Origin of the sequence: Pedobacter frigidisoli, from assembly GCF_032678525.1 — a bacterium.
Taxonomy (GTDB): Bacteria; Bacteroidota; Bacteroidia; order Sphingobacteriales; family Sphingobacteriaceae; genus Pedobacter; species Pedobacter frigidisoli_A.
This window is the reverse complement of record NZ_JAVTSE010000003.1, coordinates 348,303-363,339: the sequence shown is the minus strand read 5'-3', so window position 1 is coordinate 363,339 and position 15,037 is coordinate 348,303. Positions and strand designations below refer to the sequence as shown.

Annotated in this window: 15 protein-coding genes; 10 read left to right on the top strand and 5 right to left on the bottom strand. The window is 40.7% G+C overall.

Annotated elements, in window-relative coordinates:
* Positions 1-2: 2 nt before the first annotated feature.
* Genes R2Q80_RS10615 through R2Q80_RS10605 form a run of 3 tightly spaced genes read right to left on the bottom strand, consistent with a single transcriptional unit; the run spans position 3 to position 3,551 of the window.
* Positions 3-1,331, bottom strand: a complete 1,329-nt coding sequence (locus R2Q80_RS10615) for a bifunctional PIG-L family deacetylase/class I SAM-dependent methyltransferase (protein WP_316799577.1) — start codon at positions 1,329-1,331, stop codon at positions 3-5.
* Positions 1,324-2,463, bottom strand: coding sequence for an acyl-CoA dehydrogenase family protein (locus R2Q80_RS10610; protein ID WP_316799576.1), 1,140 nt, complete (start codon positions 2,461-2,463; stop codon positions 1,324-1,326). Before R2Q80_RS10610 ends, R2Q80_RS10615 begins: the two co-directional genes overlap by 8 nt.
* Positions 2,460-3,551: a glycosyltransferase family 4 protein gene (locus tag R2Q80_RS10605; RefSeq protein ID WP_316799575.1), complete on the bottom strand. Its 1,092-nt coding sequence runs from the start codon at positions 3,549-3,551 to the stop codon at positions 2,460-2,462. The genes R2Q80_RS10610 and R2Q80_RS10605 overlap by 4 nt, the downstream gene beginning before the upstream one ends.
* A 259-nt stretch (positions 3,552-3,810) precedes the next feature.
* On the opposite strand from R2Q80_RS10605, the gene R2Q80_RS10600 reads away from it, so the two are divergent.
* Complete coding sequence (locus R2Q80_RS10600; protein ID WP_316799574.1) at positions 3,811-4,113, top strand: hypothetical protein; 303 nt, start codon at positions 3,811-3,813, stop codon at positions 4,111-4,113.
* A gap of 36 nt (positions 4,114-4,149) precedes the next feature.
* On the opposite strand, the gene R2Q80_RS10595 is transcribed toward R2Q80_RS10600, so the two are convergent.
* Entirely contained in the window at positions 4,150-4,413 is a 264-nt protein-coding gene (locus tag R2Q80_RS10595) for a hypothetical protein (RefSeq protein ID WP_316799573.1), read from the bottom strand.
* A gap of 280 nt (positions 4,414-4,693) precedes the next feature.
* Here R2Q80_RS10595 and R2Q80_RS10590 point away from each other — a divergent pair, with 280 nt between their 5' ends.
* Positions 4,694-4,972, top strand: a complete 279-nt coding sequence (locus tag R2Q80_RS10590) for a SelT/SelW/SelH family protein (RefSeq protein WP_316799572.1) — start codon at positions 4,694-4,696, stop codon at positions 4,970-4,972.
* Between the two features lie 4 nt (positions 4,973-4,976).
* Here R2Q80_RS10590 and R2Q80_RS10585 read toward each other — a convergent pair whose 3' ends face one another.
* Complete coding sequence (locus tag R2Q80_RS10585; RefSeq protein WP_316799571.1) at positions 4,977-5,249, bottom strand: DUF6965 family protein; 273 nt, start codon at positions 5,247-5,249, stop codon at positions 4,977-4,979.
* 33 nt (positions 5,250-5,282) lie between these two features.
* Between R2Q80_RS10585 and R2Q80_RS10580 the strand changes: the two genes are divergently transcribed.
* The 8 genes from R2Q80_RS10580 (at position 5,283) to R2Q80_RS10545 (ending at position 15,011) form a co-directional block, all read left to right on the top strand.
* Positions 5,283-5,690: a hypothetical protein gene (locus R2Q80_RS10580; protein ID WP_316799570.1), complete on the top strand. Its 408-nt coding sequence runs from the start codon at positions 5,283-5,285 to the stop codon at positions 5,688-5,690.
* 99 nt (positions 5,691-5,789) lie between these two features.
* Positions 5,790-5,972, top strand: coding sequence for a hypothetical protein (locus R2Q80_RS10575; RefSeq protein ID WP_316799569.1), 183 nt, complete (start codon positions 5,790-5,792; stop codon positions 5,970-5,972).
* Positions 5,973-6,529: 557 nt separating this feature from the next.
* On the top strand, positions 6,530-8,596 hold the full coding sequence (locus tag R2Q80_RS10570; RefSeq protein ID WP_316799568.1) for an ATP-binding protein: 2,067 nt from the start codon (positions 6,530-6,532) through the stop codon (positions 8,594-8,596).
* Between the two features lie 154 nt (positions 8,597-8,750).
* The gene (locus R2Q80_RS10565; RefSeq protein ID WP_316799567.1) at positions 8,751-9,116 is read left to right on the top strand and encodes a PleD family two-component system response regulator; all 366 of its coding nucleotides are present in this window, start codon (positions 8,751-8,753) and stop codon (positions 9,114-9,116) included.
* A 212-nt stretch (positions 9,117-9,328) separates the two neighbouring features.
* On the top strand, positions 9,329-10,591 hold the full coding sequence (locus R2Q80_RS10560) for a DUF2264 domain-containing protein (RefSeq protein ID WP_316799566.1): 1,263 nt from the start codon (positions 9,329-9,331) through the stop codon (positions 10,589-10,591).
* 255 nt (positions 10,592-10,846) lie between these two features.
* On the top strand, positions 10,847-12,319 hold the full coding sequence (locus tag R2Q80_RS10555; protein WP_316799565.1) for an ankyrin repeat domain-containing protein: 1,473 nt from the start codon (positions 10,847-10,849) through the stop codon (positions 12,317-12,319).
* A gap of 4 nt (positions 12,320-12,323) precedes the next feature.
* Positions 12,324-12,809, top strand: a complete 486-nt coding sequence (locus R2Q80_RS10550) for a DUF2271 domain-containing protein (protein ID WP_047801179.1) — start codon at positions 12,324-12,326, stop codon at positions 12,807-12,809.
* A 12-nt stretch (positions 12,810-12,821) separates the two neighbouring features.
* A complete protein-coding gene (locus R2Q80_RS10545; RefSeq protein ID WP_316799564.1) occupies positions 12,822-15,011 on the top strand; it encodes a PepSY domain-containing protein in 2,190 nt (729 codons plus the stop codon).
* The last annotated feature ends 26 nt before the right edge of the window (positions 15,012-15,037 follow it).

Genomic DNA, 15,037 nt, shown 5'->3' with positions numbered 1-15,037 from the left:
ATTTATTGGTTTTGATATACATCCATACGATAGTCGGCAGTACAGGATGAGTGACGATGGGAAAGACCCGAATCAAGGAACAAGTCGTGTACCTCATCTCCGGTAAGCGGATAATCTGCTACAAAATGTGTCCAATGAACGAGGATTAGTACTCCATTGGTTTGGAGCGATTTTATTATTTGTTTTTTCGTGTGTTGCAGATCGGTTTTACTCAGATAGTAACCCACTTCACTCATAACAACAAGGTCAAAATCACCATCGGGAAAATCCTGAGGAATTCCGCCTTTTAGGAAAGTCACCTGCACGTAATCGGATAATCTTTTTTCTGCGCTTTCAAGAGCGGTAATGCTTAGGTCCATTGCAATTAGCTTCTCGCAAAGGGGAGCGAGCATTTTGGTGAGTACACCGATTGAACAACCGATTTCCAGGGCATTTTTGTAAACTCTTTGCGGTATCGCTGCAATCGTTGCCCGATACTTCAGGTTTTCATACACACTCTCCTCGAAATCCCAGGGATCGGTATCCCTTTGATACATGTTTTCGAAATAGGTTTCTTTTAAGGTAGCGCTGGGGTTGATCTTTTTCCGTTCCATAAAATATTCCATTCCCCGGGTGAAATTGTCAATCACTTCAGGCAAAAGAATGAAACCATCGGGGTCGTCATCAATGAATGTAGTGGTTTGCGAAACGTGTGCGGCAATGCATCTCGCCTTAAGCGCTGAGTATTCAGTAACATCAAGGGCTAAAAGTTCCCCTTTTTCAAGTACAGGGATATCTGATGGCGCGGCATGTTCATATAACCATATCGGATATTCCCATAAAACCGGACGGGCGATTGCTGCCTTTTCCAGGGAGGAGATCAGAAGTTGATGGGTAGCCCTATGGTCGCAATGTGGATCTAGCTCATAGGGGAGTAGAATGAGGTCGGGCTGAATCCGTTTAAGGTCATCCACTAAAATACCGACGAGGTCATCAAAGCCTTCTACACCTTTTGTGGGCATCAATGAGTCTTGCGCTTGGTAACAGCGAAGATGATTCAAGTCGACTTTTAATAACCCGAGTGCTTTTTCAAGTTCGTCCCGCCTCAGCTGACTGAGTTTGGCTGCAGGATATTTTTTTGAATTGGGGTGTGACCGGCTTCCATCGGTAGTTAAAATTATATGCACCTGAGTACCGTTTTCAATTAGTTTGGAAATCAACCCTGCACATGCCAGGGACTCATCGTCGGGGTGTGGCACCATGATGAGGCAACAATTTAACTTTTTGAGTCTTTCGGCATGTAAAGGAACTGCCGAAGACCAGAACTTTGTTTTTTCGAATTTATTAATCATGGAAGCCTCCGGGGTTTTGTATAAAAAACTCAGCAATTTTGAGGCGTGTGGCATCGGGAGCGGGTTGCCGGAGGTAGAAACTGAGGTCGCGGAAAATCCTTTCTAAAGAATAAGGCGCCATCAGGCCCCTTGCACCAACGCAACGGTTACTTTCTTCCATAATCTTTAGGCAGCTTTCCTCGATGTTTACTCTTGTCATATTTGCAAAGGCAATCAGATCATCTTTTCGTGTGTCATCATCCACCCACTCATCATAGTATTTCCCTGATTGCTTTAACCAAAGTCGGCCACTGGTGATTTCGGAACAGATATTGGAAATCCGAAGTTGTTGAAATGGATCATCGGTGCGGTTAAGTGTTTTTAGATAGTCAATGGTACCTTCCATAATGGCTTCTGCACCGCCTAGTTGCACCGCAGCAAAACGTATGGCACCGCCACTGAAATGCGGCTGGTTAAGATAAATTCCAGGTTGCCCCAAAAAATCAGATCCCTGAAAAGTATAGCCTGTAAAGTTTATCTGATAGCTCCCGGATGCCTTCATTCCGAGTGGTTTCCAGCTTTCCGCATCTATATTTTCTTTACCAATCTTTTCCATATCCACAATCAGCATTTGCCATCCAGCTCTTTCCGGTGTTTCGATGTTGCCTGTAATGAGTGCCTTGCTGACCAAAGATGCACCGGAACAGAAGGTTTTATTTCCGCTGATTGTAAAGGAATCACTACTGCTGTAAACTTGAATGCCATCTTTACCCTGTGTATTCCAGATGCCAAACAAATCGCCTTTTTCTTTTACCCCATCATACCATTTCTCCTGTTGTTGAGTGCTCGCGTACAGATGAATAAGATATAGGGTATTGATATGGCCTTCAAATATCCTTCCGACAGATAAGTTAGCTTTTCCTACATCTTTCAACAATTTAAGCAAGGCTGGCATGTCGGGTTTGTTGAAGTCTAGGGCACCGCCAGGAAGTACCACTTCAAGAGCGCCACAGTTTCGTAGCATTTCAAATTCCTGAACGGGACCTAATGTACTATGCTCAGTAGCGCTGGCGAGCTGCGCAATTTTTGTTAGTGTAGCGTGGAAGTATTCCTGGTTAAATTTGGTTACCGGAGCAGTTGCGTCGATGTTCATAGGTGATCAATAAGTTTGTTGTTTTTATTTGCTGCGTATTCCAGAAATTCCTCGTAGCTGGCAACCATGTGATCGAAGCTGAATTTTTGTACTGCATAATCCCGGATTTGCTGGCGGTCAAGCTTTTCAGCGGCCAATATCGCTTGTGAAAGCTGCGCTGTATTTCCGGCGTCTGTCAGTATACCTGTATGGGGTGCGACAATTTCAGGTAAAGCCCCCATTTTAAAACCCGCGATAGGAGTACCACATGCCATTGCTTCGGCCGCGACAAATCCGAAAGGTTCCTCCCAGCATGGCGTAATCAGGCAAATGGCTGCACCACCAATTTCCAGGTTGAGTGCGCGCTGATCAAGAAGCCCAAGAAACACAAGGTCAGGGCCAATCAGGGGCTGGATTTTTTGTTTATAGTACTTTTCATCGGCAATACCTCCTGCAATCCTGAGCGGGATATTGGCTTTTCTTGCTGCGTCGATAGCAAGGTGCAGGCCTTTATCAGGGTGGATCCTTCCAAACCAGATTGCATAGCGGTCAGTTTCGGGTTCAGCGCGAAATGCCCATTCAGATATATTGATTCCGTTCATGATGACGTGGCAATGGTGAACCAGGCTTTTCCAGTTTTCAGCACTTTTACCGGAAACGGTAATGTAATTGATTACCGGGTTTTTACGTTCGGCGGCAATGGCCAGTTCCAGTTCATAAAATGGCGGGGTGTGCAGTACGGTCACCATTGGCGTGTGGATCACGGAGGCCATGGTGATGGGCACGTAATGCAGGCTGTTATTAAAAATCACATCAAAGCCATAATGGTCAATTTCGGACATCAGCCTGAAATAGGCATGGTGCTCGGCAATATACTCTGAAGGCAGATCTTTTCTTTTTTTCCTGTAACCGGTCAGGTCGTCGTAATAATCATCACTCAGTATAGGCACGAGTGGCAGGGAAGGATCGGAAGATGAGCTGGCAAACAAAGTGACGTCATGACCTCCCGATTGAAGCGCATTCGTAATCTGATGAGTAAAAACTTCTAAACCGCCGGCAAATGGCGGACGTATGGGGTGTTTGAGATGTGATATGATTCCGATTTTCATATTAAGGGCTAAGGCATGTAACGCTACATAAGTAGACAGTGGAAACATTGGTAAAGTTTTAACAAAGGCGTATTGAAAGAAGTAAAATCAAAGTTTTAAGTGTACTATTTTCTGCTGATATTGAATATCAACAAAGAAAACAGTACGCTTATCTGTGTTTAATCCGATTACGAGTTACTTTTTGTTTGTCATATGTCAACACCGCATTGCAAATGCTGGGTCAATACTTTAATTTTGATGCAATCATCCCTAACGAAATATGAACAGCTTAAAGACCCTGCATTACCTGCGTGAGGCTTTGCACAAGAAGTTTGGAAGTACAAGTATCGACCGGCAGCTGTGTGAGCAGATTTCTGTTGCCATTTTTACCCAGCAGAAGGACTATATCAGCACAACAACACTGATGAAACTTTTTGGATTGTTGCCTATGGAACAGCGGGTGTTTCCCCCACAAATTGTTGATATGATTATCCGTTATTTAGATGGCAAAACGGATGAAGCTAACGATTCTATTTTCAGGGTTGATAATTCAGCGCAGAAAACTTCAACCAAAAGGATTTAAGAAATATAAAAATATAAAAGGCTTTTTCGATAGCGATTATTCAGGAACTTTTCTAGAAATATAGATTCCTTGAGAAGATGATTGTTCCCCGTTATTAATGGCTGACTTTTGTATGTTAAGCAAAACGTTTTTGGCCATTAAACCACTTTTACTTAATGTAATTTCGAACAGCACCCTGTCGCCCACTTCAACAGCTTTGTTCAGCGAACTTAATAAAAAAGGGATGTCTTGTTCGTTTTCATCAATAATATAACCCTTATCTGAAACTGGATCAATAAGGATCACAATACCTTTTCTCATACTTAATTTTGAAATAGACTGCCATTTTTTCAAATGACATAATAGACTACATCAAATGTCGGTTGTTGGATCCAAAAAAATGAATTTATGCCTGAATAAAAACATAGCCTGAAGGTTTTTATTTAGCTAATTTATTTGATGTTACTGTTTTAAGTAATCATACAGGATTCGTGGAATTGTGAATCTATTGTTGCAGACATTATTTCAATGTTAAATCAAGGCGCTTGCACAAACGCGTTAATAAAAATATTTCCTTAAATTTCGGCGGATAATAATAGATATGAAACCAATAATCAGTATTGAATATTGCCCTAAATGTGGCTGGCTGTTGCGTGCCGCGTATATGGCGCAAGAACTGCTTACTACCTTCACAGATGAAATTAAGGGTGTAACGTTAATTCCAAGCGAAATAGGGGGAACCTTTGTTGTAACCAGTGGCGAACGTATCATTTTTGACAGGAAAACCGCAAAACGCTTCCCTGAAATTAAGGAGCTAAAGCAACTCGTAAGGGATGAGGTAAGCCCCGAGAAAGACCTGGGACACAGCGATCGAAAGTAGCTGATCAGGCATTGGACTCAATAAGCAGTTTGAGCATTTTCAACCGGTGAACTAGTGGCTGATACACCTTTGAGTTAATGTCAGCCCTTAGCGGTTGGATGTGACTTTGGAGAAAAAGGTCATAGTCAGTGATTTCAGTGGCATCATTCAAAAAGATAGGTACTTGCTGCTTTCCGGCGTTTGTGAAAAAATCTTCAAGTTCCTGTAGTTCCTGCATTGTCATAGCCCAAAGGTAAGTGGAAAACAATCTTCCAGCGAGTAATGTTGATAATATCATTATTGTACATTCAATTTATATTATTGCTGAATTATGATCACATCACTTATAAAAAATACTGCGAGAGTCTTATTGGGAACAGGGCTGGTTGTTGCGGGCATTGGCCACCTTACTTTTGCGCGAAAACCCTTTCAGGCGCAGGTGCCCGACTGGGTGCCGCTGAAAAAAGATGATACCGTTGTGTATTCAGGATTTGTAGAAATTGCAATGGGTGCTGGTTTAATATTTGCTCCCGTAAAATACCAGAAGTTTGTCGGCCTGGCTGCAGCCAGTTTGTTCGTTGCCGTTTTTCCAGGCAATGTTTCCCAGTATGTAAATAAGCGTAGTGCTTTTGGTTTAGATACCGACGAGAAAAGGTTTGCACGTTTGTTTTTTCAACCAGTGCTCATCATTTGGGCACTTACCAGCACTATGAACAGACAGACTAAATGTCGAAGATAATATCATTATGTAAAAAACCTGATAGGTTTCTGTTATATGATGTTAATCCAAAAACATTTTATTTAGTCAGGCGTTGAAAATAGAAACAATCGCGAAACTATGGAAATGCAATCATCAAATCACGATTCATCAAATGTACAGTTAGATACTGCAAATGCAAATACGCCGCGTCAGGATCAGCTATTAAATACATTAAGATTAGAAACCATTTCACAAGCTTTATGGAAAGCCATTTCCGCTGCCGACGAGCAGGATGCTTCTTTATGGAGGATGTGGCGTTAACATAAGGGCGAGGAAGCCGGCCCGAAACGGGCCAGCCAAAACCCAATCCTAAATGTCGTTTTCTTTATCACTTGAACGAATCAGAACTATTAAAATCCCGAAGGCTGATAAGAACGAACACAATCCCACAATTAAATTAATTTTCTCCATTGGTTATAGTTTGATATTTTGAAAATATAATTTTTATGTCACATTTCAAATTATTAAACCAAAAAAGAGTAAGATTTATATGTTCTCGATTTTTCAGATTGTGGATGTAGAATTTTTTCCCCGAAAGATATAAGAACTTTTTCTCATATCCTGCTCCCTTATATTAAATCCGATTGAATTTTCTTTGGTTAGATATTTGATGTATTTTTGACAAACAAACGTTTGATTTGAAACGGAGTTGTGCATGCAAAAGATCATTTGATATCCACATATGATCTATATGTTGCATTTACAAATTGTAATTCCGCAAGTCTAATTATGATTCAGGTCTTATCAAAGGAGGGGAATACAATTAAAGCTGACTTTTCCATCCATATTTCAGCAATATCTGTGCTGACTTAAAAGTTATGGTGAATAAATATATCAATCAGGAATTTCTTTTCAGGTCAACAAAATGGTTAGCACTGTTTCTACTTTTTTACCTGGGGTTTGCCGCTTGTAAAAACGATCGGCAACCGTCGTCGATATCCGGAACAGCGGTAAAGGCAATGCTTGATAGTGCATCACATCTTTTAGATTTGGGAGAAGAATCAGGAGCATTGAATTACATTGAACATTCAACTGTCAGGATTAATTCAATCTCTGAATTTGATCAATGGCAGATTTACAACTTCAAAGCCATCTATTACCTGAATTACAGCAATAATATGCGGTTTGCAGAAATTTATGCAGACAGCATGCTTCATGTAATCAGGCCTCATAAATTGCAGTACAAGTATGAGTATGCAGTAAGCCTTTTCACTAAAGGAGACGTTCTGCGATCGTCAGGTAATTTTGAAAGGGCCTACGATTACTATTATGAAGCTAAGACATTTGCAGGAAAGCACCTTGGTAATTGCAGTAAAGCGGTGCTTAGTTATCGGATGGGGCTTGTACGCTACCGGCAGGCAAACTATCGGCGTGCAATAACTTTTTTTAAAGAAGCCGTAATAGAAAAACACGCCTGTGCGGACAGCGATTTTAACTCAAAGGTGTATTTTCCTCAGGCAGTATTAAATGCTACCGGATTGAGTTATGAACGGATTAATAAGCCAGATAGTGCAGTATATTATTATCAATTCGCTCTTCAACGTATTCTGGATCATGAAAAGGAATTTCCTGAAGCGCAGAAATCAATACAAGTTGCGAGAGGAGTAATATACGGGAATTTGGGTGGCGTATATGCTAAAGAAGGTAAATCAGCAAAGGCTGAGGATATACTCAAAAGAAGTATCAGGATAAATGATCACTATGGATTTGCGATTGATGATGCACAGACAGCTAAAATTAAACTCATCAATTTATACCTGAAACAGCAGGAGTTTGAAAAAGCGCATGAAATTTTAGAACAGGTAAACACTTATCTCCGTTCCACAAGCGGACCAGAAAGTAGAAATAATGAAATTTTACAGCGCTGGCTGGATGCAAAAAGCCGGTATTACCAAAACACTGGCGACTATCAGAGCGCTTATCATTTCCTGGGAATAGCAGGCAAATTAAAAGATTCTATAAGTAAAGCTGAACAAGCGGTGAAACGTACCGACTTTGATAATGGGTTAGAAAATGCTGAACGCAGGTATCGCATGTTAAACCTGGAACGAACCGTAGAGCGTAAATCATTATTTTTATATGGTTCCATTACCTTGCTTCTGCTCATTATCGTTATTGCATTTTTATTTATCAGAAACCTGAGGAAGGACAGGAAAAATCTGAAGGCAATGAGGATTCTGAACACCCAGATTATCCATTCTTATGAAGCACTGGAGGAGAGTCACCAGGAGAATAATGATATGCTGCAGGTAATTGCTCACGATCTGCGTAATCCTATCAGCGGAATGATGATGGCGGCCTCAACGTTATCTTATCTCACGCCACTGCCAGAAAAAGACCAGCATATGCACGAGCTCATTCAGCAATCGGGTGAAGAAGCCATAAAAATGATCAATGAGTTGCTGGAATCAAAAACCAGGCAACTTGAACTGAAGCTTCGGGAGGCAGATATTTTTGATATACTTTACTACTGTGTGAAAATGCTCGAACATAAAGCGGCAGAAAAATCCATACATATTAGTCTCAAGGCTTTCAGGGTTACATTTCTAATGAACCGGGAAAAAATCTGGCGTGTTTTCAGTAATTTAATTGGAAATGCCATCAAATTTAGCCCGGAAGATAAAGAAATAAATATTGAGCTTTCTTTTCAGGGAAATGGCGTCGAGATAAGCATTGCCGATCAGGGGGTGGGTATTCCGGAGGATGTTGCTGCTACACTTTTCGGTAGCCGGGGTAAAATTGGAAGCGCTGGCACACATGGTGAGCCATCTTTCGGCTTAGGCTTGTCAATAGCCAAGCAAATTGTTGATGCTCACAATGGAAAAATCTGGTATGAGTCTAACCCCTCAGGCGGCACGACCTTCCGGGTATGGTTGCCGGTTTAGTTCATTACATTAGCAAAAAATACCGGTATGATAGTACAATTCCGCTAAGTTGTAATCGCTAAAGTTGAACCCCGCCCATATCTTTATTCATGATTCGGTTTTTTATCGTATAAATACGGATTTCTATTTTCGAGATTTATACCTAATTTTAATTATGGGCTCTAAAATTCTTGTTATTGAGGATGACGCAAGTAATGCGGAAGTGATTAAACTCATCCTGGAGAATGAGCACTTTCATGTTGAGGTTATTCATCGATCCAGGTTACTTTATCCAACTCTTAAAGAGTTCGAGCCCGATTTAATTGTGATGGATATTATGCTCGGCGATGAAGACGGCAGATCCTTATCTTTTGACCTCAAAAGCAATGACAATACAAAGCATATTCCCATTATGCTCATCACTGCATTGCTCGACCGCCAGGTAGAAGCTATTCGTAATAACGCAGATCTGGTAATGTTTAAGCCTTTCGAGTACGATAAGCTCGCTGCTAATGTAAAAAATCTTTTGGCGGTGAGTTAATAGTTTTTGTTTCTGCCATGTATTCTGTGGGACTTTTGCCAAACATCTTTTTAAATTCTATACTGAAAGATTTGCTGTCGGAAAAGCCTGCCTGATGTAGGTATTTGATGCATCCTTTTATGCTGACTTCTATGATCTGGAAGCCATGACGGGATATAAGGCATGGTACCTTTAGCCAGGAAAAGGGATATACTGGTAAATGACTATAACATATGAGCTTCAAATCGACACTAAAAAAATCAAAAGAACTGGTGGCTTCATTGCACTTTTCAGGGGTATTTGTTCTTATCGCTTTATCCTCCATTGCTCAAACAAAGCAATCGGGAGGAGCAGCCGACCGGAAATTCTGGGTGAAAACGTTATACCGGATATCTTATCCGGTGATCAACAATCTGGCAAATGAAACGTTAAAGCAGAATATGCCGCTCGAAAAGGGAAACAATTACAACCTCAAACTGGAACATGTAACCTATCTGGAAGCTGTTGGGCGGACAATTGCCGGTATCGCACCATGGCTGGAGTTACCCGATGATGATTCGGAAGAGGGTAAATTGCGAAAATCTTTCCGATTGCTTGTCATCGAAGGACTTAAGAATGCTGTTGATCCAAAAAGTAAAGATTACCTGGATTTCAGATCTGAACCGCAGGCAATAGTGGATGCAGCCTATGTTGCACATGCTTTCATTCGCGCACCAAAAGGGATTTGGGCCGCTTTGGATACGACCACACAACAGCGGTATGTGGAGGAATTCAAATCGTTGCGCAACCGGACTGGTGCCTATAACAACTGGCTACTTTTTGCAGGATTGACAGAAGGATTTCTGCTTAAAATCGGAGCTCAGTACGATCCCGCGCGTTTGCAATTTGCATTGAAGAAAATTAATGAATGGTATGTAGGTGACAGCTGGTACAGCGATGGTGAAAAATTCAGCATGGACTATTACAACTCTTATGTGATTCATCCGATGATGGTTGATTTGATGCAGATTATGCATGAAAAAGGTAAAGCAAATGTAGATGACTACAATAAATCGTTGACAAGAATGGCGAGATACAGTGAGTACCTGGAACGCATTATTGCTCCTGATGGTTCTTACCCTGCTTATGGAAGATCAGTTACTTACCGTACTGCGGCATTTCAGGCGTTGGGGCAAACCGCATTGATTGGAAAACTACCCGCGGAGGTAAGTCCTGCTCAGGTGAGGTGTGCATTAACAGCAGTATTTCACCGGATGTATGATGGCAAACAAAATTTCGACGATAATGGCTGGCTGGTGTTAGGGTTTAATGGTCGCCAGCCTGAAATCGCCGATGTGTATACCTCAACAGGAAGTTTATACATGGCAACCCTTGGGTTCTTACCATTAGGATTAAAACAGAACGATCCATTCTGGACTTCATCTCCGGCACCGTGGACTTCCGTTAAAGCATGGTCGGGCGCTAAAGTTAAGAAAGATTACAAGGTAGAATATTAACCCTAGTTATGCTGATCATTCTTCAGATTACGAAAACCTTAAAGTTGGTGAGTATACAAGAATCAGATTGCTGTCGGAACCGGATTGGAATTTATCCAATCCGGTTTTTTATTGTCATAAATTTGAGACAATTAATCTTTTATTTAGAATTGTTTTAAATCAGGCTATTTATTTAGAATCATTCTTTTTAACTTAGCGCTCGATTTTAGTAATCCAAACACTTCGGCTATCTAGATAGAATTAAACAAAACTCAAATGAAAAAAATCCTTCTTGGTGCTTTACTGATTGCATCATTGGGCCTAAAGGCTCAGAAAAATACTTTCTTTGATCAGGCTTTTTGGAAAGGGAACACCGACCTGGCCACGATAAAGGCTGAAATTGAAAAAGGAAATAGCCCTTCTCAGTTGAATCAGATCTCATTTGATGCTACTTTCTTTGCAATCAGCAATGATGCCCCTATAGAATCCATTTTGTTTCTGTTGTCTCAACCTGGTAATGGTGTAGATAAGCTTTTGCATGATGGAAGGACCTACTTATTTACCGCTGCCTCAAAAGGAAATGTGCCGGTGATGGAATACCTGTTAAAAAACGGTGCAAAGGCAAACCTGGAAGACAGTCATGGGTTTTCCCCTTTAACTTTTGCCGCGGCTGCTGGACAACAGAATACTAAGGTTTATGATTTACTGATTGCAAAAGGTGCCGATTTAAAGAAAGACTTAAACCATGACGGTGCAAATGCATTACTGATCGGAATTAGTAATGATAAAGAATTTGCACTCACAAATTATTTTATTTCAAAAGGTTTAAGCTTGAATAGTGTTGATGCCTCTGGAAATACCGCGTTTAACTACGCAGCAAGAACTGGTAACATTGAATTAATGAATAAATTAATTGCCAAGGGGGTAAAATATAACGATAACGCCGTATTGATGGCTGCACAGGGTGGAAGAGGATCTTCAAACGGTTTACCCGTTTTTCAGTATCTGGAAAGTTTGAAACTTAAACCGTCAGCATTGGGAACAAACGGGGAAAACGCTTTATTCTATATTGTTCGTAAACCAAAGCAGGAAGAATTGATCAGCTATTTTCTATCCAAAGGCGTAGATGTAAATCAGGCTGATAAGGATGGAAACACCGCCTTCATTAATGCAGCAGGTTTCACCAGGGATTTATCAGCTTTGGAATTATTATTGAAAAATGTAAAAAACATTAATCAGGTGAACGCGAAGGGCGTGTCTGCATTAGATATGGCCGTTCGCAGTAACTCTGCTGATGTCGTGAAGTTACTTTTGGATAAAGGGGCTGATTTAAAACTTGCAGATAAAGACGGAAATAATCTGACATATTACCTGATGCAGGGCTATTCACCAAGAGGTATGGAAGACTTTAATGCGAAATATAAACTGTTAACCGACAAGGGATTTGACCTTGCTGCTGCACAGCCTAACGGAAACAGCTTATACCATATCGCTGTGGCGAAAAATGATTTAGCTTTAGCAAAGTTTATTACGCCGTTAAAGGCAGACGTTAACGTGAAAAACAAAGAAGGCTACACTGCTTTGCATAAGGCAGCGATGACAGCGAAAGATACTGAACTTATGAAATACCTGATCTCTGTTGGTGCCAAAAAAGATGTAACTACCGAATTTAAAGAAACACCTTTCGACCTGGCCAGTGAAAATGAATACCTGTCAAAAAATAAAATTGCTATAGATTTCTTAAAATAATAAAATGAATACTTTTTTTAAATTATGCCTGGCATTTATGCTGGTGCTTACGTTACCTGATTTTTCTTCTGCACAGAAAACTACCAAGTACAAATGCCTTGTGCAGATGACAAACTATGTAGGTGAAGGTGCATATATCGTGGTTTCCTTAATAGACCCGAAAGGTACATATGAAAAAACACTCTATGTGATGGGTTCGGATAAAAAATGGTATCCCGATCTAAAGGAGTGGCACAAGGCCTTTAAAGCTAAACCGACTAATATCAGTGCAATTACAGGCGCTTCAGTTACGGGCGGCGACAGAAGTGTAACCGTTTTTGAAATCGATAATGCTAAACTGAATAAAGGTTACAAGATCCGTTTTGAAACTGCTGTTGAAGACAATAAGTATTACGTCAAAGATCTTGAAATTCCACTTACCACTGAAGGACTTGCTGCTAAGACTGAAGGAACAGGGTACATCAGAAACGTTCGTTTGAGCGCCAATTAATAAATATTATAAATGACAATTTCTGTTTGGAGATATAGCCACTTAGCACTGGCTATATCTTCTTTTATTTTTATTACTCTGGCTTCAGTAACGGGAATTATCCTCGCTTTTAAGCCTGTTACAGAAAAAGCACAATCTTACCGCTCTAAAGGTTTCAGCAACCTTACGGTAGCCGAGGTAATCCCCAATCTGAAGAAATCGTATACCGATATCAGCGATGTAACAATAGATGCCAACCAGTTTGTCAGCATTAACGGCACTGATCTAAATGATGAGTCAGGAAAATTTTATGTCGATCCTGTTAGTGGAAAATCCCTGGGGAGGGTAGGTAAAGAAAACGAATTTTTCAGAACCGTGACAACTTTACACCGCTCTTTGTTTCTACACGAAACCGGTCGTTTTTTTGTAGATATAACCGCATTTCTGCTATTTCTCATCGCAACATCAGGAACTGTACTGATCATTCAGCGTCAGCGAAGCTTTAAAAAGTTTTTTGGAAAAATAGTCAGAGATGGTTTTGCACAATATTACCACGTAGTCCTCGGTCGTCTATTGCTTATTCCAATTATCATCATTTCCTTGAGCGGAACATTCTTATCGCTGCAAAGATTTGGATTAATCAAGGAACAAAAGATTACGCAAAAGGTAGATTTCGATGCACTCAAAACTACTCCCGAAAAAAAGCTGCAGGATTTTGAAGTGCTGAAAAATATAAAGCTTGGAGAAGTGCAGTCGATTGAGTTTCCTTTTTCAGAAGATGTAGAAGACTATTTCACTATCAAACTTCAGGATAGAGAAATTACGTTAAATCAAATTACAGGAGAGATTTTAACAGAGCAGGCCTATACAACAGCTACTCTGTTAAATACACTTAGTATGGATTTACATACGGGCAGGACCAATACGATATGGGCAGTTGTTTTGGCGATCGCTTCGATAAATATTTTGTTTTTTATTTATTCTGGTTTCGTCATCATGTGGAAAAGGCGTTCGAACCGGATCAGGAATAAATTCAAACCGGAAGCAGCCGAGTTTATTATTCTGGTGGGTTCAGAGAATGGAACCACTTTTAGATTTGCAAAGGCCATCCACGATCAGCTTTTGACGAGCGGTAAGCTTTTATTTATGGCCGAACTAAATGATTATAAGGTATTTGCTCAGGCGAAGCAAATCCTTGTTTTTACGGCCACCTACGGACAGGGTGATGCGCCAACAAACGCGAAGAAGTTTATCTCGCAGCTAGAACGTTATCCACAACAACAGTCTGTTAACTTTTCTGTTGTAGCCTTTGGCTCTCATGCATACCCGGATTTCTGTAAGTTTGGTTATGAGGTGAATAATGCACTCTCGAAAAAGACCTGGGCAACGCCGATACTCGAAATACATACGGTCAACGATCGGTCACCCGAGGACTTCACCATCTGGGCTAACTCCTGGGCATCCCATTCTGATATCGAATTAACGGTACTGGATAAATTGCTGGAAACGAAGGCGCCTAAAACACTGAAGTTCATAGTTACCGATAAAATTGTTTCCGCACATGAAGAGACATCGTTCATAATACGATTAAGGCCTAAGCGTTTAAAGAAATTTGATTCTGGTGATTTGCTGACGATTTATCCTGCAAATGATCATAGAGAGCGACAGTATTCCATAGGAAAAGTTGGCAAAGAAGTACAACTCAGTGTCAAACTGCACGAAGGTGGGCTGGGTTCCGGGTTTTTATACAATCTGAATGTTGGAGAGTCATTGTCTGCGTCTATTATAAAAAATGCACATTTCCATTTTCCCCATAAGCGAAAAACAGTAATTATGGTTTCAAATGGAACCGGTATCGCACCATTTCTGGGGATGCTGAATCAGCATGGTAGTCAGAAAAATATTCACCTGTATTGCGGTTTCAGGAACCAGCAATCATTCGCTTTGTATGAAAAAAGTATTAACGCTAAAGCCCTGGAAGCTGCTAAAGTCAATGTTGCATTATCGCGTGAAGGGGATAAAATGTATGTAAAAGATTTACTGGCAAGGGATAGTGATTTTGTAGCTCAAACGCTGAGAAATGATGGAGCGGTTATGTTATGCGGCTCCTTAAGCATGCAAAAGGATGTTATAGGCTGGTTGGAACAACTATGCCAGGAACAGGATAACAAAAGCATTAGTTTCTATCAATCGCGCGGACAGGTCTTAATGGATTGTTATTAGTGTAACCGACCCGATATTTTCCAGAT